Below are 18,004 nucleotides of genomic sequence, written 5' to 3'. Positions count from 1 at the left end.
GAGCGAGGCGCGACGCAAGGGAAGGCTGAGATTCAGGTCAGGCCGGCCTCGCCTGAATACGCCCCTTGGGCATGAAGGCCGCAATCCACTCTTTCGGAAAGCGCTTCGGGCGGCCGTTTTCGCCGACGATCGCCGCTTCGACTTTCGCTTCGACCAGCACATCGCGGCCGCGCTTCAATTGCTGGCCCATGAAGATACGGGCGCCGGAGATGTCGTCGGTGCGGGTGTCGATGGTCAGGATATCGTCCATGCGCGCCGGCGAGCGGAAGTCGATCTCCATGCGCCGGACCACCCAGACGATGCGCTCGCCATGCTTGCCGTCCAGCAGCTCGGTGTGGTGGACGCCGGTCAGCCGCAGATAATCGGAGCGACCGCGTTCGAGGAATTCGAGATAGCGCGCATGATAGACGACGCCGGAGAAATCGGTGTCGGCATAGTAGACCCTGGCCATCAGCCGATGGCCGAATTCCGTCAGCGATCCGGAAAGCCCGGCGCTGAGCGCCGCCGATTCACCATGATCGTCCATCGCGCTTTCCTTTTCTGGCCTGAAGAGGCAGGTGTTCTCGCGCGGGAACGGGATGGCATTGTTGGGCACGATGATCAAGACCTTGCTGGCGGCGCTGCTTGCGTTTGCCGCTTTGGCGTCGCCCGCCGGAGCGGCGACGTTCTCGATGAAACGCGGCCTCAATCTCGACCAGTGGGTGACCTGGCCGGCCGAGGACAAATGGGGCGACCGCCAGGCGATCCTGCCTTATCCCGAGTGGCGCAAATTCCTCAGGGAGGACGACCTCAAGGCGCTCAAGGATGCCGGTCTCGATTTCCTGCGCATGCCGGTCGATCCCTCGCCCTTTCTTTCGGACCGGACCGCGGCGCTTCGCGACGACCTCTATGCCAGCGTGCTGGACTCGGCGCGGCTGATCAACCGCGCCGGCCTCAAGGTGATCGTCGACCTGCATCTGATCCCCGCAGGCAGCAATCGCAAGATCGGCATGAGCGAGGTCATGCACGACCCGGCCGTTTTCGACGCCTATGCCGATCTGGTGCGCAACATGGCGCGGACATTGGCCAAGGAGGATCCGAAGCTTGTCGCGCTGGAACTGATGAACGAGCCGCTGGTCGATTGCGACGCGAGCGGCACCAACCTTTGGCCGGATCTCCAGAAGCGCTTGTTCGCCGCCGCTCGCGCCGCCGCCACCAGGCTGACTCTGGTCCTGACCGGCGGCTGCTATTCGAATGCGGAATCGCTGGCCAGGATCGATCCCGGGACGATCGCCGATGACAACATCATCTGGACCTTCCATGCCTACGATCCGTTCCTGTTGACGCATCAGGGCGCAAGCTGGGCCGGCGACTTCATCCCCTATGTCACCGGCCTGCCCTATCCGCTGACGGCCGTTCCGAAGGCGCAGCTGGACATGACGCTGGACACAATCCGCGACCGGATCAAGGCCGAGGCGCCCTGGGCGCGGCGGAGCGGCCTGCTCAGCTATCTCGACGAGCAGGTGGCGACGATGGACGGCCCCGAAAAGCTGCTTGGCGTGATGGATGCCCCCTTCGCGACGGTCGACGCCTGGGCGAAGGCCAACGGCGTCAATCCGCAGGATATCACGCTCGGCGAATTCGGCATGATCCGCAAGGAATATGGCAACGGCTTCGTCATGCCGGCCGCCTACCGCGCCGCCTATATGCGCGACATGATCGCCCGCGCCGAGGCGCATGGCTTTTCATGGTCGGTGTGGAGCTACGGCGGCGCCTTCGGCATCGTCGATGCGTTCGACGGCGAGAAGGCGGAGCCGGACGTGATGGATATGATCAGGTCGCTTCGGTAAGAAGGCAGCGAACCAAGGTCTCACCCGAATATCGACACGCCTTAGCCGAGATCGATCTGCAGGATCTCCGGCCGCACCCCGAGGCGTACCGGCAGAATGCTGAAGCCAAGCCCGCCTGATACGATCAGGTTGCGGTCGTTCTCCACGACATGGCCGTAGGCGAAGCGGTTGCCATAGTCCGAAGGCACCACTGGTGAATATCCGAACAGCCGCACCTGTCCGCCATGCGTGTGTCCGGACAGCGTCAGCGACACACGCTCCGGCACCTTCGTGAAAATGTCGGGCTCATGTGCAAGCAGGATGACCGGCTCGCTGCCCTGCACCTTGGCCAGAGTGCCGGGGAGATCGTCGAAGCCCTGGAAACTGTCCCGTCCCTTGGCCCTGTTCGGCAGCAGCGCGAGCTGGTCGGCAAGCCCGGCGATCCAGAAACCATGCCCGTCCTTTTCCAGCCGCACGACGTCGTTTTCCAGCACCGGGATACCGACATGCTCGAGCGCCTTGCGCGACTGGGTCGGGCCGGCCTCCGCGCGCTGCGCGAAGAAATCGGTCCACCAGTCGTGATTGCCGAGGATCGAGAACACACCGAGCGGCGCCTTGAGCCCGGAGAAAGCCTCGGCCCATTCAGCCACGCGAACCGAGCCTGTCACGATCCTGGTTCCAGCAGTGTAATCGCCAAGCAGGACGATAAGGTCCGGCTGCAGCGCATTGGCCTGTTCGGCAAGCGCTGCGATGCGTTCCGGCGTCATCCAGGGCCGGCAGGAATGGATGTCGGCAAGCGCGACGACGCGCAGCTTGAGCCCGGCCGGCCAGTGCGGCGGCGTCAGCGTGTAGCGCTTCACATGGGTGAGCAGCATCGGCTCGATACCGACCGCATAGGCGCCGAGCGACACCATGGCGAAGACCGAGCCGCCGATAAGGCGCAGGAAAGCGCGTCTGGTGATCATGGATCGCCCCAAGCCCTTGGGATTTGCATCAGATACGCTGCCTTAAAGGCGGCAATTGCGCCCTGAGCTAGGCCGAGACGCGCAGATTCCGCGCAGATCGGCCTGCGCGCGGCAAGAAGGCGAACAAATCTGCGTTACTCTTCCTGGAACAGGCTGATCTGCTGCTGGGCGATATCCTTGGGCGGGTCGAGGCCAAGATGGCGCCAGGCATTGGCGGTCAGCACGCGGCCGCGCGGCGTGCGCTGGATGAAGCCTTGCTGGATGAGATAGGGCTCGATGATGTCCTCGATCGCGTCACGCGGCTCGGAAAGCCCGGCCGCGATCGTCTCGATGCCGACCGGACCGCCGCCGAAATTGCGCGCGATCATCGACAGGTAGCGGCGGTCGAGCGCGTCGAGGCCGAGCGCGTCGACCTCCAGCCTGGTCAGCGCCTCGTCGGCGATCTTCCTGTCGACATGCGCGGCACCGGCGACGCTGGCGAAGTCGCGCACCCGGCGCAACAGCCTGCCGGCGATGCGCGGCGTGCCGCGGGCGCGGCGGGCGATCTCCACCGCGCCGTCGTCGCCGAGCGGCATCGAGAGAATCCGGGCGCCGCGGCGCACGATCAGCTCAAGTTCATCGACCGTGTAGAAGTTGAGCCGGACCGGAATGCCGAAGCGATCGCGCAACGGATTGGTCAGCAGTCCCAGCCTTGTCGTCGCGGCGACCAGCGTGAAGCGGGCAAGGTCAATCTTCACCGAGCGCGCCGCCGGCCCCTCGCCGATGATGAGATCGAGCTGAAAATCCTCCATCGCCGGATAGAGGATTTCCTCGACCGCCGGATTGAGGCGATGGATCTCGTCGATGAAGAGGACGTCGCGCTCCTCGAGATTGGTGAGCAGCGCCGCGAGATCGCCTGCCTTGGCGATGACCGGGCCGGAGGTGGAGCGGAAATTGACGCCGAGCTCGCGCGCCATGATCTGCGCCAGCGTCGTCTTGCCGAGTCCCGGCGGCCCGACGAACAGCACATGGTCGAGCGCCTCGCCGCGGCTCTTGGCGGCATCGACGAAGACCTTGAGATTGGCCCGCACCGCCGCCTGGCCGACGAACTCGTCGAGCGATTGCGGCCGCAAGGTCTGGTCGGCATCCTCGCCGCGCTTGTCGGGGGCAATGAGGCGGGGCGAAAGGGTCATGCCGCCTTCCTTGCATAGGACCGGTGACGGGACAAGCGTCGCCTCACCGCGCCAGTTCCTTCAACCCGAAGCGGATCAGCTTGGAGGCGTCGGCGCCCTCGCCGGCCGATTTCAGCGCCGCCGCAACCGCGTTCGCGGCGATGTCGCGCGAATAGCCGAGATTGACGAGCGCCGAGACCGCATCCGTGATCGGCGCAGCCGCGACGCCTTCGCCGAGTTCCTGCTTGAGGCCGATCGTGCCGGTGGCCGCGCCCGCATAGGCCGGCGCCTTGCTGCGCAATTCGGTGACGATGCGCTCGGCCACTTTCTTGCCGACGCCAGGCGCGCGGGAAACCATGGCGATGTCGCGCAGCGCGATCGCATTGGCGAGGTCTGCCGGCGCCAGCGTCGACAGCACCGCCAGCGCCACCTTGGCGCCGACGCCCTGCACATTGTTCATCAGAAGCCGGAACCACTCGCGCTCCAGCGCGCTCTGGAAGCCGTAGAGCCGGATCATGTCCTCGCGCACATAGGTCTCGATGAACAGCACCGCCGCCTCGCCGGGTGACGGCAGCGCGGCAAGCGTGCGCGCCGAGCAATGGGCGACATAGCCGACGCCATGCACATCGATGAGGCAGCTGTCCTCTTCGATCTCGTCCAGCGTGCCTTTCAGCTTGCCGATCATGGATAAGCTCTCTTATGGGTGGGTGTCGGGCGCGATTAGCTCGACATCGGGAAAGTATTTTCTGAAACCTGTCGGATCGCGCGTAAGGATGGGATAGCCTCTGATGACGGCATGAGCACCGATCAAAAAATCGGGCATGACCTTCTCGCGCGTGCCCCCTTGGCGACGATAAAGCAAAAAAGCCCGCGACGCTGCGAAGGCAGCTTCGAACGGCAACCCCTCGCGTCGGTATTCATCTTCGGACAGCACATCGTCGACATCTTCGATCGTCTCGTAGCGTATCGAAAACTCCGCATAGATGATCTGATTGATGACGAGGCTGCCTCGCTTGCGGGCAGCCTCTATCTTCGGCCGCGACCATTTCAGCCAGACAGGATCGCGAACCGCGACGTCGATAAGCACATTGGTATCGACAAGCGTCGCCAAGATCAGCGATCCCTCGTCAGTGCCATGACGTCATCGGCATTCATCGTCTGATCGCCGCTACCCTCCAGCCGATCGAGCGCTGCGAGAAAACGGGCAAGCCGTTCGCGATCTGCCTGTCGTCCCTTGTCGTGCCGGGGCGTGATCGTGATCTTTCCGCCCTCAATGCCGAAAATAACTTCGCTGTTGGCGACAATGCCGAATGTCTCGCGCAGATCGCGAGGAATGGTCACCTGGCCCTTGCTGGTCACACGCATTGAAATACCCTTTCTTACAAGTAAGGAATATTCCAACAAGCGGAACAAGTCAAGAACAACGCTATCCAGCCAGCGCAGCCATGCGGTAGGCCGCGCTGGGTCGGTGATGCGCATGGCAGATGGCGATGGCCAGAGCGTCGGCGGCGTCGTCGGTGTCGAAGACGGCCTTGGGCATCAGCACCTTCACCATCATGTGGATCTGCTTCTTCTCGCCGTGGCCGACGCCGATCACCGCCTTCTTGACGGCGTTGGGTGCATATTCGGCGACCACCAGCCCGGCGCGCGCCGGCACCAGCATGGCGATGCCGCGCGCCTGGCCGAGCTTCAGCGTCGCCGTCGCATCCTTGTTGACGAAAGTCTGCTCGACCGCCGCCTCATGCGGCATGGCCTGGTGCAGCACCTCGGCCAAGCCGTCATGCAGCTGGCAGAGTCTTGTCGCCAGCGGCGCCTTGTCGTCCGAGCGCACCGTTCCGGACGCGACGAAGCGGAGCGAATTGCCCACGCTGTCGACAATACCCCAGCCGGTGCGCCTCAGGCCCGGATCGATGCCGATGATGCGAATCGCTTCCCCCATGCGCCAAGTTTAGCCTTGGCGGCAAGCGATGCCAGCGAAATGTGAACAAACCGGAAACGATCAAGATCCTAAGATCGCATCCGGAAATCCCATCGAGCTGGCGTTCACGGGCTGGCACGCCTGAATTCTCGGACCTAGTTCGTCGCGCGACGGATGGTTTTCGACAGCCGCGCGAGAAATGCCGGCCTGGACGATGCGACCAGCTTCCATGCCAGGACCGCATTGCCCATGCGCCGCGGCAGGAGTCCGATGCTAAGGAACCAGGTCGCCAGCGCAGCCCGCCGCCGCCAGGATGCGTTCATTTCCAGGCTGGCGGCGGCGCCCGCTCTTGCCAATCCCAGCCGGGAGTCGGTTTCAACCGGATGCTGGGGCTCGTCGACGCAGAGCGAAGCCAGCCGCTCTTCCAGATGAACCGGATCGCGAAGGCCGGCATCCGGCGGTACGGTCAAGCCGATCTCGGCCGCCCGGCCGGACAAGGCCTCGAGGCGCCGGAAATCATGCTCCACGCGCCAACGCGCTCGCTCGGCAAGCTTTTCGGCAAAGACCGAATGGTTGGAACCGTGGATGCGATAGGCGCCAAGGCAGGTATCGATGGATTTCACCTCTCCGTGCAGCGGCGCGAGTGTCGCGAGATAGCCATCGGCGCCTTGCCGGAAATCGCTTTCCGGCATGGGCATTATCGTTTCCAGCGCCGCGCGATCGAACGCCAGCCCGCTTGTCACCGTCGTGCGGTACCGCCCCTTGCGCAACAATTCCGGGACGACGTCGCCTGAATCGAACGGCTGTTCCGGAGGCGGAAAGACATCCTTGATCTGCTGGTCCTCATCGACGAGATGCAGTCTGAACTGCGCCTGGGCGACATCCGCGCCCCACTCGTCCAGGATCTCGGAGACGGCGTTCGGATAGAGATAATCGTCGGCGTCGAGGAAAAGAATGATCTCCCCGGTGCTCGCCTCGAACCCGGTATTGAACGCAGCGCCATGCCCGCCATTCCTGCGCCTGAGGCACGGGCGGATCTTGTCACCGTAGGATTCGATGACGGCCACCGACGCATCCGTCGATGCGTCGTCGACGACCACGACCTCGACATTTCGATGGTCCTGCTCCAGCGCGCTGTCGATGGCGCGTCCCAGGAACTGTTCGTAGTTGTAATTGGGGATGATGATCGATACCGGAATGCGGTCCAATGGCGAATGCACGGGATCAAGCCTCGCAATCTGCTTTGGTCACGATGACGGTGGTTTTCTTGCAAGACCGGCTCGGGTCGACCCGGCTGCGGCGAACGGCTCCAACTAGGGTTCCGTCGCTCCAAGGCAAGGCTGATCTTTCGCGCGAAGGCGGCATGGCCTTCAAATGCGATGACGGTGCCGCAATATCGAAGAGCGGTCAGCGTCGCGGGCGTTCGGTTTGCAGCCAGAACGGCTCACCGAGTCGCGGCTCGGTTGAGGGATACCGCTCCTGCGCGACGCTATCATTGCAAACGCGGCTTCAGCCGCGCGCGAACGCCGTGTTCAAAAGGCTGATCTGGTCGGAAACCGGATTGGCGCGTCGGCTGGGAGCGTGCGTGTCGTTGATCACGCCGCCGTAGATTTCCTCGTCCATGCGCCGCACCAGCGCCTGCAGGCGCAGCGAGCGCGACACCAGGTCCAGAAAATCCTTGGGCAGTTCGCTCCAGCCAAGCGCCTCGTCATGCGCGGACGCGGTGTCGAGCCGCACCTTGGATTTCTCCGAAGCCACCTGGTCGCGCGTCATCTCGCCGGAATTGGCCGCCCGCTGCAGCAGGAGCCAGGAGGCGACCTGCATGAGCCGCGTGGTCAGCCGCATCGATTCGGCCGCATAGAGCGTCGCCGCCGTGCGCGACAATTTCTTGGCTTCGAGCCTGCCCTTGCCATCGAGATATTCGGCGGCCTGCTCGACCAGCCCCATGCCTTCCTGGTAGAGCGGCTTGAAGGATTGGGAGAAAACCCGGCGCTCCGCCAGTTTGATGGTTTTCGCGCTGCCCTTCGAAGGCTCGTTCATCGATACGCCCCTGCACTGCCACAAGCCGATTCGCCAATCCTTGCCGACGCGGCCCGCACCCTAAATGACTGAGGCTTGAAAATGCGCTTCGATGCCCATGAAGGCAAGCGCATGTTTAACAAACGGTTAACGCCGGCCTCGTTCCGGCCATCCGCAAGCGGATCGCGCCAGCCAGCCGCGTGCGGACAAAAAAAGAGCCGCGGATAAGGCGGCTCTCAGGAGTTTAACAGGGAGGCGTCAAACAAAGTGGCTCCAACCACTCGGTAAGAATCCAGCAGAACTGGATGCGCATAGTAAACGCCCGTAAAGCTTAATGAACCCTTAACGCGACGGTGATTTTTTAAGCGAACGCGCTTTCCTGTGCCGGAACAGGACAGCGGCTTCGCTGCCCGGGGTCGTCTGAAAACCAAACTTTCGAACGCCGATCGCGGCAGCCGAAACATGTTGGCTGCTGCCGCGGCATCGTTCCGAAACACGCGCCGCGCAAAAGGCCGCTCCTCTGAAGCGGCGCGCAGATCCGCGCCCCTTGAAATCACACAGGATATCCGGGAGCAAACCATGGATTGGTATTCTATCGTCAAATTCCTTCACGTCGTTTCGGCCGTGTTGTGGGTCGGCGGCGGCTTCGTGCTGTTCCTGCTCGGCGTGCTGGCCGAGCGCGCCGGCAACATCGAGGACAAGCTGCAGGCAATGCGCGCCAGCGGACAGCTCGGCGGTAAGTTCTTCGCGCCGATGTCGATGCTGACGCTGGTCTTCGGTCTCATCATGTGCGGCTTCTGGGTCGGCTTTACCGAGCTGTGGATCGTCATCGGCCTCGTCGGCTACGCAACGACCTTCTCGATCGGCATGCTGATCTTCAAGCCGACCGGCGAGCGCATGGGCGCGATGGTCGCCAAGGACGGCGTGACGCCCGCCGTCCTCGCCATCGGCCAGCGCATGATGAGCTGGGCGCGCCTCGACTACGCGGTGATGCTGGTGATCATCGCCGACATGGTGCTGAAACCCACTTTGCACGACATCGGCATTCTCGCCGGCATGGCGATGGTGGTTGCGCTGGGCGCCGCGCTGGCCTTCGGCGGCAGTCGCCAGATGGTGCCGAGCGCCGCCTAAAGCAATTCCGGGAAAAGTGTGAGCGGGTTTTCCGCCCGGAATTGCGTTAGTTAATAAAAGAGACAGAGCGTTTCGCCGTTTCCGTGAAGCGGTGAAACGCACTGAAGTCGCGATTGTCTGGAGCGAGGCGGCCGGATGGCCGCTTCGCTTCTACAGAAGACCGTCCCATAGAAGCTTGACGGCGACCACCGCGACGGTGGCGTAGGTGAACGGGTAGAAGACTTCCGGCCGCATGCGGCGCACCAGCCAGGCGCCGGCGATGGTCGACAGCGGCGCCAGCGGCATCAGCACCGCCGAGGCCGTCAGGTTGGTGGTGTCGAACTGGCCGAGCGCGAAATAGGGGATGAGCTTCAGCGCGTTGGTGGCGGCAAAGAAGATCGCCGCGGTTCCCGACAGCACCTTCGGATCGAGCCGGATCGGCAGCGCATAGACCTGGAAGGGCGGTCCGCCGACATGGGCGACGAAGCTGGTGAAGCCGGCGACCGTGCCCCAGAAGGCGGCGGCAACGCGGTTCGGCTCCGCCGCATGGTCGGCGCCATGGCGGAACTGCAGGTAGATCCAGCGCAGCACGAACACCAGCGCGACGGCGCCGACGATCAGCCGCACCATCTCCTCGGTGACCAAGGCCGCCGTCAGCCAGCCGAGCCCGATGCCGACGACGGCGCCCGGCATCATGTCGACCAGCATCTTGCGGTCATAGACGCCCCACCAGGTCCATACCGAGACGATGTCCATCAGGCACAGGATCGGCAGCAGGATGGCTGCCGCCTGTACCGGCGGCATGGTCAGCGCCATCAGCGGCACGCCGACGAAGCCGACCGCGCCGCCGAAACCGCCTTTCGACAGGCCGACAAGGATGACCGCCGGAATGGCGGCGGCGTAGAACCACGGATCACTGAGCAGGCCTGACATCGGCAAGGGAAGGTTGGAGAAGGCGGGGAAACCAGCCATAGCGCAGAACAGCGCCATCGGGATAGTCATTAATGCCGGCATCCGCTATGCCGGCCCGGCACAGGCAGCCGGCCGCGCTGCAAAGGATCGTCGGTCGGCTCACTGCCTTCGAGGTCGACATGAGCGCTATCGATATTCGCTGGGCTCGCGAAACGGACATTGCGGCGATCGTCGCGATGCTTGCCGACGATCCGCTCGGCCAGGCCCGTGAAGACGCCGGCCTGCCGCTGTCGCAAGCCTACCTGGACGCGTTCGCGGCGATAGACGGCGATCCGAACCAGTTTCTCGCGGTGATGACCGATGGCGACGATGTCATCGGCACGCTGCAGATCACCTTTATCGCCGGGCTGTCGCTGCGCGGCGGCCGGCGCGGCCTGATCGAGGCGGTGCGCGTCGCAGCTTGGCGGCGCGGCGAAGGCTTGGGACAGCGCCTGTTCGAATGGGCGATCGACAAATGCCGCGAGCGCGGCTGCCGGGTCGTCCAACTGACGACCAACAAGAGCCGGACCGATGCGCACCGCTTCTATGAGCGCCTCGGCTTCAAGGCCAGTCACATCGGCTACAAGCTGGAGCTCTAGAACGGCCAGCGCCTCACGGAATCGCGGCCCTCTCTAACCTTTCGTATAGTCAGGCCCAAAACGTGTCGGCAGGCCGTCGGCGAGTTCCAACCAAGGGAGCTTCTCCTCGAAAGCGACATGCAGCGTCGGCGCAAATTCTTCCGGCTTGGCCATCGCCGCGGCAAAAAAATGCATGACGCCGGACATGTTCTTCGAGCGGAAGGAAAGCGGCGAACCACAATGGTCGCAAAATGTTCTTTCCACACCGGGAGAAGAGTTGAACACCTTCGGTGGCTTGCCCAGCCATCGCCATTGACCGTCCAGGACGCCGATATAGGTGGTCATCGGCGCGGAACATTGCCGCCGACAACTTTCACAATGACAGACCACACAGGCCTGTGCCCGGCCATCGACTTCAAACGCGATAGCGCCGCATAAGCAACGACCACGCATGCGAAACCTCCTTGAGGCAGCAAGGAGAGCTTAGCGCCCGGGGCCTGCGGAAACGCCAGGAAATGCGCCGAACTGGCGCCTGATCCCGACATTCGGCGCTAGCGATTGTGGACGCGCGAGGCGTCAGCTTCAATATGAGTTCATCGGCCGCCCCGCCCGAACCAGCAGGAACATCGGCCGCTCGAGCTCTTCGGCCAGTTCCGGCCGGGCGGCGATCTGCGCGTCCGTCGGGCGGAATTCCTCGACATGCCCAATGGCGAAGCCGGCCTGGATCAGCAAATTCAGCGTGGTGCCGATGGTGCGGTGGTGTTTGACCACGCCCTTGGTGAACCAGTCGGTGGTGCGCGGTCCCTCGACCAGATACCGGTCGACCGGCCACGTCTTCCTGCCAGCGGCGTCGACCGACCAGCCCGGGTTGGTCGGCGCCATATAGACCGGATGTTCCGTCGAGAAAACGAAGGCTCCGCCGGGAACCAGGGCCTGGTGCACGGTCGCGAACAGGCGCGCGGCATCGCCGACATAATGCAAGGCAAGCGAGCTGTAGACGAGGTTGAAACGTGCCTTCGGCAGGCTGAGCTCATCGAGGTCGGCGCGCCGATAGGTGATGGCGTCGTCGGCGCCGGCGGCGCGGGCCTGCGCAAGCATCTTTTCCGACAGGTCGAGGCCGAGGACATCCTTGGCGCCATGCGCGCGCGCCCAGCGACAGAACCAGCCGAAGCCGCAGCCGAGATCGACGATGCTCGAGCCTTCGGCGTCGGGCAGCATGGCGCGCAGCGCCGGCCATTCGGGCGCTCCGTCAAGGCCTTCGACAGAGCGGCCGAGGCGGCTATAGCCCTCGAAGAATTCGGGACGGTCGTAGATGTTTTGCGCCATGTGCCTGTTCCTGCCGTGTCCGTGCACTCGTTGCAAGCCGTCCGCAAGTCCAAAATACCGACATTTGCATTGGTGCCGGAACCGTACTTATGCAATGAATGAGCCGGCGGAAAGTGGCGGGTGGCAAGTGGACAATCAACTCTTTCAAGGTCGGCTGCTGCCGCGTGAGCGCATCTTGTGGAGTGGAACGCCCGCACAGGGACTGCTCTTCTCAAGTCGTGACGTCTTCCTGATACCATTCAGCCTGCTCTGGTGCGGCTTTGCGATTTTCTGGACCTATTCGGCGACAAGGCAGGGCGCGCCATTGTTCTTCGATGCCTGGGGAGCGATGTTCGTCTGCGTCGGCCTCTTCATGGTTTTCGGCAGGTTTATATTCGACGCCTGGTTGAGGCAGCGGATATATTATGCGGTGACGAACAGGCGCATCCTGATCCTGCGCCGCGCCCCATCCGCCAACTTCACATCGATCGACCTCGAACGCGTTCCCGATGTTCAGTTGACCGGCGAAACCGCGACGAGGGGGACTTTGCGCTTCGGAGCCGCCACGTCGGCATATCCGTTCTCACGGATGAACGGATGGTTTCCGGCTCTCGATCCGGTCCCGCAGTTTCTCGGTATAGAGCAGCCGCAGCGCGTGTTCGACCTCATAATGAAGACCCGGCGTGACGATGCCCGGGCGGACCGATCCCCCTCCGCCGCATAGCCGGCTGTTCAAGCCGCTCCCTTTGCTCTATGCCGCAATGCAACCATCTTCGCCCGGCATAGGCGAAACCGGGATCGAAGGCCAATGAACGACGCAAACCCGCCCAACCGCTGCCGCATCGTGCTGATCGCGCCGCCGCTCCTGCCGGCGGAGCAGATCTGCGCGGCATTCGAGGGTGGCGACATCGCCTCGCTGATCCTGCCCGACAACGGCATGGACGATGCTTCCTTCCAGGCCTTCGCCGAGAAGATCGTGCCGGCCGCTCAAGGGGCCGGCATCGCCGTCATCATCGCCGGCGACAGCCGCATCGCCGGGCGCGTCCAGGCCGACGGCATCCATGTCGAGGCAAAATCCAAGGAGCTCGCCGAGACGATCGAGCGCCTGGCCGGCAAGATGATGGTCGGCGCCAGCGGCGCCAAGACCCGCGACGAGGCGCTGGAGCTCGGCGAGGAGCGGCCCGACTACATGTTCTTCGGCCGTTTCGGCTATGACAACAAGCCGGAGCCGCATCACCGCAATCTCGCTCTCGGCGAATGGTGGGCTGAGATGATCTCGATCCCCTGCATCGTCATGGGCGGCTCCGAGCTTGCTTCCGTCGAGACGGTGGCCGCGACCGGCGCCGAGTTCGTGGCGCTGTCCAGCGCCGTCTTTGCCGACGGGCGCGACCCCCGCGCGGCGATCGCCGCCGCCAACGCGCTGCTCGATGAAACCGCGCCGCGTTTCGAGGACTGACATGCGCCTGCGTGGCCCTTGCCTGGTGGTCCTGGCCGGCTTGTTTACGCAGGCCGCGATGGCGGCCGAGACCGTCCCGCTGCCGCAGCCGCGGCCGGAGACGAGTGCGCCGGACAAGAGCGCACCCGACGCAGCCAAGCCGGATGCAGGCACGCCGGATACGGGCAAACTGGACACAGCCGCGCCGGACGCCGGCGCGCCAGATCCGAGCAGGTTCGGCGGCGGTCATATCGACAAGCCGATCCAGAACACCTTGCCGCAGCCGGCCACGATGACGCCGCCATCGGCCGATACCGTCAATCCCGACCGCTTCGGCGCCAAGCAGCCGGACGCCGCCTATGGCGCCTTCCAGCGCGGCCTTTACAAGACCGCCTACAACCTGGCCTTGGACCGCGCCAAGAACGGCGATCCGGCCGCCGAGACGCTCGTGGCCGAGATCCTGTCTCGCGGGCTGGGTGTGCCGGTCAATCCGGCCGAGGCTGGCAAATGGTATGCGCTGGCCGCCGAACAGGGCGTGCCGGAGGCGCAGTTCCAATATGCGCTGATGCTGCTCGACGGCCGTTATGTGAAGAAGGACGAGAAGGGCGCCTTCGCGCTGATGCAGGCCTCGGCCGAGGCCGGCAACCGGCTCGCGCAGTTCAACTTCGCCCAGCTGCTCGTCCAGCAGGACCCCGGCGATGGCGGCCTTGCAAAGGCCGCCGTCTACTACGAGCGCGCGGCCGCCACCGGCCTTGCCGACGCGCAATATGCGATGGCGCAGCTCTATGCCAACGGCGCCGGCGGCAAGCCGCATGACGACGCCCAGGCGCGCATGCTGCTGGCGCAAGCCGCAAGGCAGAACTACGACACCGCGCAGATCGATCTCGCCACTTGGATGATCGAGGGACGCGGCGGCGCGCGCGACCTGAAATCAGGCTTTGCCTGGATGAAGCGGGCGGCGCAAGGCGGCAATGTCGCCGCCCAGAACCGCCTCGCCAAGCTCTATATGGGCGGCATCGGCACCGACCCGGACCTGATCCTTGCCGGCGCCTGGTACATCGTCGCCCGCCGCGCCGGGCTGATCGACCCGCGGATGGACGATTTCCTGCAGGGCCTCGACGACGGCCAGACCAAGCAGGCGCTGCAGAAGGCAAACCGCCTGCCCTGACGCGCAGTGCCACGGCCGGCATATGCGCGGCTCGCTTGGGTCCCTCCCTTGCCACTATGCGCGATTTGTGGTCTTGGAGGCGCCAAAGCGCGACCCGCGCGTGAAAAATCTCACTCGGATCAGTTCATCATGGCCAAGATCAGTGGCAACGAAATCCGTCCCGGCTATGTCATCGAGCACGATGGCGGCCTGTGGGTGGCGGTCAAGACCAACACCGTCAAGCCGGGCAAGGGCGGCGCCTACAACCAGGTCGAATTGAAGAACCTGATCAACGGCACCAAGCTCAACGAGCGCTTCCGCTCGGCCGAGACGGTCGAGCAGATCAGGCTCGACCTCAAGGATTTCTCGTTCCTCTACGAGCAGGGCGACGCGCTGGTCTTCATGGATACCGAAAGCTACGAGCAGCTCGAATTGGCCAAGGATTTCGTCGGCGAGCGCGCCGCCTTCCTGCAGGATGGCATGATGGTGACGGTTCAGCTCTACGAGGAGCGGCCGATCGGCATCTCGCTGCCCGACCAGGTGACGCTGACCGTCACCGAAGCCGACCCGGTGGTGCGGGGCCAGACGGCCGCCTCCTCCTACAAGCCTGCAGTGCTGGAGAACGGCATCCGCGTGCTGGTGCCGCCCTTCATCTCGGCCGGCGAGCGCATCATCGTCGACACCAACGAAATCACCTACATGCGCCGCGCAGACTAAACGGCCCAAAAGCAGGAAGAAAAAATGGCGCGTTCCGCTCTCCTCAACGTCATGGTCCAGGCCGCGATGAAGGCCGGCCGCTCGCTGTCGCGCGACTTCGGCGAGGTGCAGAACCTGCAGGTCTCGATGAAGGGGCCAGGCGACTATGTCAGCCAGGCCGACCGCAAGGCCGAAGAGATCGTCTTTACCGAGCTTTCCAAGGCGCGGCCGGGCTACGCCTTCCTGATGGAGGAGCGCGGCGCCGTCGAAGGCGAGGACGCCCAGCATCGCTGGCTCGTCGACCCGCTCGACGGCACCACCAACTTCCTGCACGGCATCCCGATCTTTTCGGTGTCGATCGCGCTTGAGCGCCAGGGCCAGATCGTCGCCAGCGTCGTCTACAATCCGGCGATGGACGAGCTCTACACGGCCGAACGCGGCGGCGGCGCCTTCTTGAACGACCGCCGGCTGCGCGTTGCCGGGCGCTCCAAGCTGACCGACGCGGTGATCGGCTGCGGCGTGCCGCATCTCGGCCGCGGCCAGCATGGCAATTTCCTGATCGAGCTGCGCAACGTCATGGCCGAAGTCTCCGGTGTTCGCCGCCTGGGCTCCGCCGCGCTGGATCTCGCCTATGTCGCGGCCGGCCGCATGGACGGCTTCTGGGAAACCCGCCTGTCGTCCTGGGACATCGCCGCCGGCATCCTTCTGGTGCGCGAAGCCGGCGGCTTCGTCTCCGACATGGATGGCGGACAGGGCATGCTGGACAGCGGCGAGGTCGTCGCCGGCAACGAGCTCATCCAGCGAGCGCTGCTGAAAACCGTGAAGAAGCCTCTGGCGTCGCGCTGAAGCCCCTCGCGCATGACCCCGAAAATCGGTTTTTTCGGAAAGGAACATGCGTAAATCAAAGTGCGCGGCGTCCTTTGCGCGTCGAAAGGACGCGCGGTGCCGTAGTCGCAAAACTGCAAACGAATGTTGAAATACTGGTCCGGGACCGCCCAGATTAGGGTGCAGGACCATTTGATGAGCGACGCGCGGCCAAACACTCAGGTTGAAATCCCCTTCGTGGGACGCTGGCACTATTCGCGCGCCGAAATGATCGCCGACGGCGTCGTCCACGCAGTCGGCATCGTGCTGGCGATCGCCGCCGGCTCGGCTTTCCTGGCTTTGGCCGCCTTCCATTCGGGCCCTGGCGAATATGTCGCCGCGGTGTTCTATGTCGTCTCGCTGCTGACCGTGCTCTCGGTTTCGCTGGCCTATAACCTATGGCCTGTCTCGTGGCCGGCGAAATGGATCCTGCGCCGCTTCGATCATGCCGCGATCTACCTCCTGATCGCCGCCACCTACACGCCCTTCCTCGCCCAGCTCAACAACTCGCCGCTGGCGCTATCCATGATCGTCGTCGTGTGGAGCGCGGCAGCGGCCGGCATCGCCATCAAGATGTTCCTGCCCGGCCGCTACGACCGGCTGGCCATCCTCTTCTACCTCGCCATCGGCTGGAGTGGCGTGGTGCTCGCCGGACCGCTGGTCCAGACGCTGCCGACGGCCTCGGTCGTGCTGCTTGTGGCCGGCGGCATCGTCTATTCTTCCGGCGTCATCTTCTTCGCCTGGAAGGCCCTGCGCTTCCACAATGCCGTCTGGCACGGCTTCGTCGTCACCGGTGCCGGCCTGCACCTTGCCGCCATGGTCGACTGCCTCGTCGTCAACCGGTTCTGAAGCCTGAGAGCAATGCCAGGAAAGGTGGGAGCGGTTGGGCTCGGCGCTTGCGCCGTAGCTTTCCGTCCGGAATTGCGTCAAAACAACGGACGCCGGCCATATTGCCAAGCGCCATTCAATTTGGTCACAATTCCGTTTAGAGTCGCGGCAATTCTGCGGCGGTGGCATCGGAAACGGGGCACGGATGGCTTTTCTCAGATCCTTCGGCAGGCGATCGGACGTCCTGGTCTATGATCCGCACAAGCTGTCGAGCCCGCAGGTCTTCCTGCTCACCATGGTGATCTTCCTGATCATCGTCGCTTTCATCGCCGCCATCCTCACCCGCCAGATATCGACCGCCTTCTCCAGCAATCCGGGCCTCAACGGATTGATCGTCGGCGTGCTGGCGGTCGGCATCCTGCTTGCCTTCGTCCAGGTCGGGCGGCTGTTCCGCGAGGTGCGCTGGGTCAATTCCTTCCGCGCCGGCTCCGAGACCACCGAGCCGGTGCTTTTGGCGCCGATGAAGGCGATGATCGGCCGCTCGTCGACGATCGCCTTTTCGACCTCGTCGATGCGCACGATGCTCGATTCCATCGCCACCCGCCTCGACGAAAGCCGCGACACCTCGCGCTATCTGGTCGGCCTGCTGGTATTCCTCGGCCTGCTCGGCACCTTCTGGGGCCTGCTCAACACCATCGCCTCGATCCGCGAGACGATCGAGGCGCTGGACCCGGGCACCGGCGATGCTGCGGCCGTGCTCGATGCGTTGAAGCAGGGCCTGTCGGCGCCGCTCGCCGGCATGGGCACCGCGTTTTCGTCCTCGCTGTTCGGCCTTTCCGGCTCGCTTGTGCTCGGCTTCCTCGACCTGCAGGCCGGGCGCGCCCAGACCCGCTTCTATACCGAGCTCGAGAACTGGCTGTCCTCGGTCACCGATCTGTCGTCGGACATCGTCGTGTCCGACACCTCGAAAGCCGCCGAATCCTCCGAGGACATCCGGCTCTTGTCGGAGCGGCTGCGCAGCCTGCAGGAGAATGGCGGCGGCTCCAATCCACGCGTCGCCACCGCCATGGCCAATCTTGCCGACGGCATTTCGGGGCTGGTGAAGAACATGCGCTCCGAGCAGCAGATCATGCGCGACTGGGTCGAGGCCCAGTCCGACGAGCAGAAGGCCATGCGCAACACGCTGGAAAAGATCGCCGACGCGCTGAAGAAACAAGGGGTCCACTGAC

22 protein-coding genes are annotated in these 18,004 nt (G+C 64.2%); 10 read left to right on the top strand and 12 right to left on the bottom strand.

Annotated elements, in window-relative coordinates; translation table 11 throughout:
• Positions 1-37: 37 nt before the first annotated feature.
• Complete coding sequence (gene ybgC, locus RFM41_RS09630; RefSeq protein WP_320247127.1) at positions 38-526, bottom strand: tol-pal system-associated acyl-CoA thioesterase; 489 nt, start codon at positions 524-526, stop codon at positions 38-40.
• A gap of 52 nt (positions 527-578) precedes the next feature.
• Here ybgC and RFM41_RS09625 point away from each other — a divergent pair, with 52 nt between their 5' ends.
• Positions 579-1,829: a glycoside hydrolase family 5 protein gene (locus RFM41_RS09625; protein ID WP_320247129.1), complete on the top strand. Its 1,251-nt coding sequence runs from the start codon at positions 579-581 to the stop codon at positions 1,827-1,829.
• Positions 1,830-1,870: 41 nt separating this feature from the next.
• Here RFM41_RS09625 and RFM41_RS09620 read toward each other — a convergent pair whose 3' ends face one another.
• The 8 genes from RFM41_RS09620 to rcdA form a co-directional block, all read right to left on the bottom strand.
• Entirely contained in the window at positions 1,871-2,773 is a 903-nt protein-coding gene (locus tag RFM41_RS09620; RefSeq protein ID WP_320247131.1) for a metallophosphoesterase, read from the bottom strand.
• Between the two features lie 134 nt (positions 2,774-2,907).
• Positions 2,908-3,945, bottom strand: coding sequence for a Holliday junction branch migration DNA helicase RuvB (gene ruvB / locus RFM41_RS09615; protein WP_320247133.1), 1,038 nt, complete (start codon positions 3,943-3,945; stop codon positions 2,908-2,910).
• A gap of 43 nt (positions 3,946-3,988) precedes the next feature.
• The gene (gene ruvA / locus RFM41_RS09610; protein ID WP_320247135.1) at positions 3,989-4,609 is read right to left on the bottom strand and encodes a Holliday junction branch migration protein RuvA; all 621 of its coding nucleotides are present in this window, start codon (positions 4,607-4,609) and stop codon (positions 3,989-3,991) included.
• 12 nt (positions 4,610-4,621) lie between these two features.
• Positions 4,622-5,035 carry a type II toxin-antitoxin system VapC family toxin gene (locus tag RFM41_RS09605; protein WP_320247136.1) on the bottom strand — a complete coding sequence of 138 codons (414 nt, stop codon included), beginning with the start codon at positions 5,033-5,035 and terminating at the stop codon, positions 4,622-4,624.
• Positions 5,036-5,037: 2 nt separating this feature from the next.
• A complete protein-coding gene (locus RFM41_RS09600; protein ID WP_320247137.1) occupies positions 5,038-5,403 on the bottom strand; it encodes an AbrB/MazE/SpoVT family DNA-binding domain-containing protein in 366 nt (121 codons plus the stop codon).
• The gene (gene ruvC, locus RFM41_RS09595) at positions 5,351-5,863 is read right to left on the bottom strand and encodes a crossover junction endodeoxyribonuclease RuvC (RefSeq protein ID WP_320247140.1); all 513 of its coding nucleotides are present in this window, start codon (positions 5,861-5,863) and stop codon (positions 5,351-5,353) included. Before ruvC ends, RFM41_RS09600 begins: the two co-directional genes overlap by 53 nt.
• Before the next feature lie 134 nt (positions 5,864-5,997).
• Complete coding sequence (locus RFM41_RS09590) at positions 5,998-7,062, bottom strand: glycosyltransferase family 2 protein (RefSeq protein ID WP_320247142.1); 1,065 nt, start codon at positions 7,060-7,062, stop codon at positions 5,998-6,000.
• A 289-nt stretch (positions 7,063-7,351) separates the two neighbouring features.
• The gene (gene rcdA, locus RFM41_RS09585; RefSeq protein ID WP_320247144.1) at positions 7,352-7,882 is read right to left on the bottom strand and encodes a protease adaptor protein RcdA; all 531 of its coding nucleotides are present in this window, start codon (positions 7,880-7,882) and stop codon (positions 7,352-7,354) included.
• Positions 7,883-8,440: 558 nt separating this feature from the next.
• On the opposite strand from rcdA, the gene RFM41_RS09580 reads away from it, so the two are divergent.
• Positions 8,441-8,992 carry a DUF2269 family protein gene (locus tag RFM41_RS09580; protein ID WP_320247146.1) on the top strand — a complete coding sequence of 184 codons (552 nt, stop codon included), beginning with the start codon at positions 8,441-8,443 and terminating at the stop codon, positions 8,990-8,992.
• A 150-nt stretch (positions 8,993-9,142) separates the two neighbouring features.
• Here RFM41_RS09580 and RFM41_RS09575 read toward each other — a convergent pair whose 3' ends face one another.
• A complete protein-coding gene (locus RFM41_RS09575) occupies positions 9,143-9,904 on the bottom strand; it encodes a sulfite exporter TauE/SafE family protein (RefSeq protein WP_320248065.1) in 762 nt (253 codons plus the stop codon).
• 158 nt (positions 9,905-10,062) lie between these two features.
• Here RFM41_RS09575 and RFM41_RS09570 point away from each other — a divergent pair, with 158 nt between their 5' ends.
• Positions 10,063-10,521 (top strand): GNAT family N-acetyltransferase, encoded by a 459-nt coding sequence (locus tag RFM41_RS09570; protein WP_320248066.1) that lies wholly within the window; start codon positions 10,063-10,065, stop codon positions 10,519-10,521.
• A gap of 33 nt (positions 10,522-10,554) precedes the next feature.
• Here RFM41_RS09570 and RFM41_RS09565 read toward each other — a convergent pair whose 3' ends face one another.
• Complete coding sequence (locus RFM41_RS09565; protein WP_320247148.1) at positions 10,555-10,953, bottom strand: GFA family protein; 399 nt, start codon at positions 10,951-10,953, stop codon at positions 10,555-10,557.
• A 129-nt stretch (positions 10,954-11,082) separates the two neighbouring features.
• Positions 11,083-11,826: a class I SAM-dependent methyltransferase gene (locus tag RFM41_RS09560; protein WP_320247150.1), complete on the bottom strand. Its 744-nt coding sequence runs from the start codon at positions 11,824-11,826 to the stop codon at positions 11,083-11,085.
• A 127-nt stretch (positions 11,827-11,953) separates the two neighbouring features.
• Here RFM41_RS09560 and RFM41_RS09555 point away from each other — a divergent pair, with 127 nt between their 5' ends.
• The 7 genes from RFM41_RS09555 (at position 11,954) to RFM41_RS09525 (ending at position 18,003) form a co-directional block, all read left to right on the top strand.
• Positions 11,954-12,529: a PH domain-containing protein gene (locus RFM41_RS09555; protein ID WP_320247151.1), complete on the top strand. Its 576-nt coding sequence runs from the start codon at positions 11,954-11,956 to the stop codon at positions 12,527-12,529.
• Positions 12,530-12,613: 84 nt separating this feature from the next.
• Entirely contained in the window at positions 12,614-13,261 is a 648-nt protein-coding gene (locus RFM41_RS09550) for a thiamine phosphate synthase (RefSeq protein ID WP_320247153.1), read from the top strand.
• A gap of 1 nt (position 13,262) precedes the next feature.
• Entirely contained in the window at positions 13,263-14,408 is a 1,146-nt protein-coding gene (locus tag RFM41_RS09545) for a tetratricopeptide repeat protein (protein WP_320247155.1), read from the top strand.
• Positions 14,409-14,537: 129 nt separating this feature from the next.
• Complete coding sequence (gene efp, locus RFM41_RS09540) at positions 14,538-15,104, top strand: elongation factor P (RefSeq protein ID WP_042645720.1); 567 nt, start codon at positions 14,538-14,540, stop codon at positions 15,102-15,104.
• A 24-nt stretch (positions 15,105-15,128) separates the two neighbouring features.
• A complete protein-coding gene (locus RFM41_RS09535; protein WP_320247159.1) occupies positions 15,129-15,929 on the top strand; it encodes an inositol monophosphatase family protein in 801 nt (266 codons plus the stop codon).
• A 174-nt stretch (positions 15,930-16,103) separates the two neighbouring features.
• The gene (trhA, locus tag RFM41_RS09530) at positions 16,104-16,796 is read left to right on the top strand and encodes a PAQR family membrane homeostasis protein TrhA (RefSeq protein WP_320247160.1); all 693 of its coding nucleotides are present in this window, start codon (positions 16,104-16,106) and stop codon (positions 16,794-16,796) included.
• 184 nt (positions 16,797-16,980) lie between these two features.
• Positions 16,981-18,003: a MotA/TolQ/ExbB proton channel family protein gene (locus RFM41_RS09525; protein ID WP_320247161.1), complete on the top strand. Its 1,023-nt coding sequence runs from the start codon at positions 16,981-16,983 to the stop codon at positions 18,001-18,003.
• The last annotated feature ends 1 nt before the right edge of the window (position 18,004 follow it).

Origin of the sequence: Mesorhizobium vachelliae, from assembly GCF_033977325.1 — a bacterium.
Lineage (GTDB): Bacteria > Pseudomonadota > Alphaproteobacteria > Rhizobiales > Rhizobiaceae > Mesorhizobium > Mesorhizobium vachelliae.
The sequence above is the reverse complement of the archived record's forward strand: the minus strand, read 5'-3'. Positions and strand labels throughout refer to the sequence as shown.

Coding starts and splice junctions, on each gene's coding strand:
- ybgC (WP_320247127.1), bottom strand. CDS start 526: ATGGACGATCATGGTGAATCGGCGGCGCTCAGCGCCGGGCTTTCCGGA.
- RFM41_RS09625 (WP_320247129.1), top strand. CDS start 579: ATGGCATTGTTGGGCACGATGATCAAGACCTTGCTGGCGGCGCTGCTT.
- RFM41_RS09620 (WP_320247131.1), bottom strand. CDS start 2,773: ATGATCACCAGACGCGCTTTCCTGCGCCTTATCGGCGGCTCGGTCTTC.
- ruvB (WP_320247133.1), bottom strand. CDS start 3,945: ATGACCCTTTCGCCCCGCCTCATTGCCCCCGACAAGCGCGGCGAGGAT.
- ruvA (WP_320247135.1), bottom strand. CDS start 4,609: ATGATCGGCAAGCTGAAAGGCACGCTGGACGAGATCGAAGAGGACAGC.
- RFM41_RS09600 (WP_320247137.1), bottom strand. CDS start 5,403: ATGCGCATCACCGACCCAGCGCGGCCTACCGCATGGCTGCGCTGGCTG.
- ruvC (WP_320247140.1), bottom strand. CDS start 5,863: ATGGGGGAAGCGATTCGCATCATCGGCATCGATCCGGGCCTGAGGCGC.
- rcdA (WP_320247144.1), bottom strand. CDS start 7,882: ATGAACGAGCCTTCGAAGGGCAGCGCGAAAACCATCAAACTGGCGGAG.
- RFM41_RS09580 (WP_320247146.1), top strand. CDS start 8,441: ATGGATTGGTATTCTATCGTCAAATTCCTTCACGTCGTTTCGGCCGTG.
- RFM41_RS09575 (WP_320248065.1), bottom strand. CDS start 9,904: ATGTCAGGCCTGCTCAGTGATCCGTGGTTCTACGCCGCCGCCATTCCG.
- RFM41_RS09570 (WP_320248066.1), top strand. CDS start 10,063: ATGAGCGCTATCGATATTCGCTGGGCTCGCGAAACGGACATTGCGGCG.
- RFM41_RS09565 (WP_320247148.1), bottom strand. CDS start 10,953: ATGCGTGGTCGTTGCTTATGCGGCGCTATCGCGTTTGAAGTCGATGGC.
- RFM41_RS09560 (WP_320247150.1), bottom strand. CDS start 11,826: ATGGCGCAAAACATCTACGACCGTCCCGAATTCTTCGAGGGCTATAGC.
- RFM41_RS09550 (WP_320247153.1), top strand. CDS start 12,614: ATGAACGACGCAAACCCGCCCAACCGCTGCCGCATCGTGCTGATCGCG.
- RFM41_RS09545 (WP_320247155.1), top strand. CDS start 13,263: ATGCGCCTGCGTGGCCCTTGCCTGGTGGTCCTGGCCGGCTTGTTTACG.
- efp (WP_042645720.1), top strand. CDS start 14,538: ATGGCCAAGATCAGTGGCAACGAAATCCGTCCCGGCTATGTCATCGAG.
- RFM41_RS09535 (WP_320247159.1), top strand. CDS start 15,129: ATGGCGCGTTCCGCTCTCCTCAACGTCATGGTCCAGGCCGCGATGAAG.
- trhA (WP_320247160.1), top strand. CDS start 16,104: ATGAGCGACGCGCGGCCAAACACTCAGGTTGAAATCCCCTTCGTGGGA.
- RFM41_RS09525 (WP_320247161.1), top strand. CDS start 16,981: ATGGCTTTTCTCAGATCCTTCGGCAGGCGATCGGACGTCCTGGTCTAT.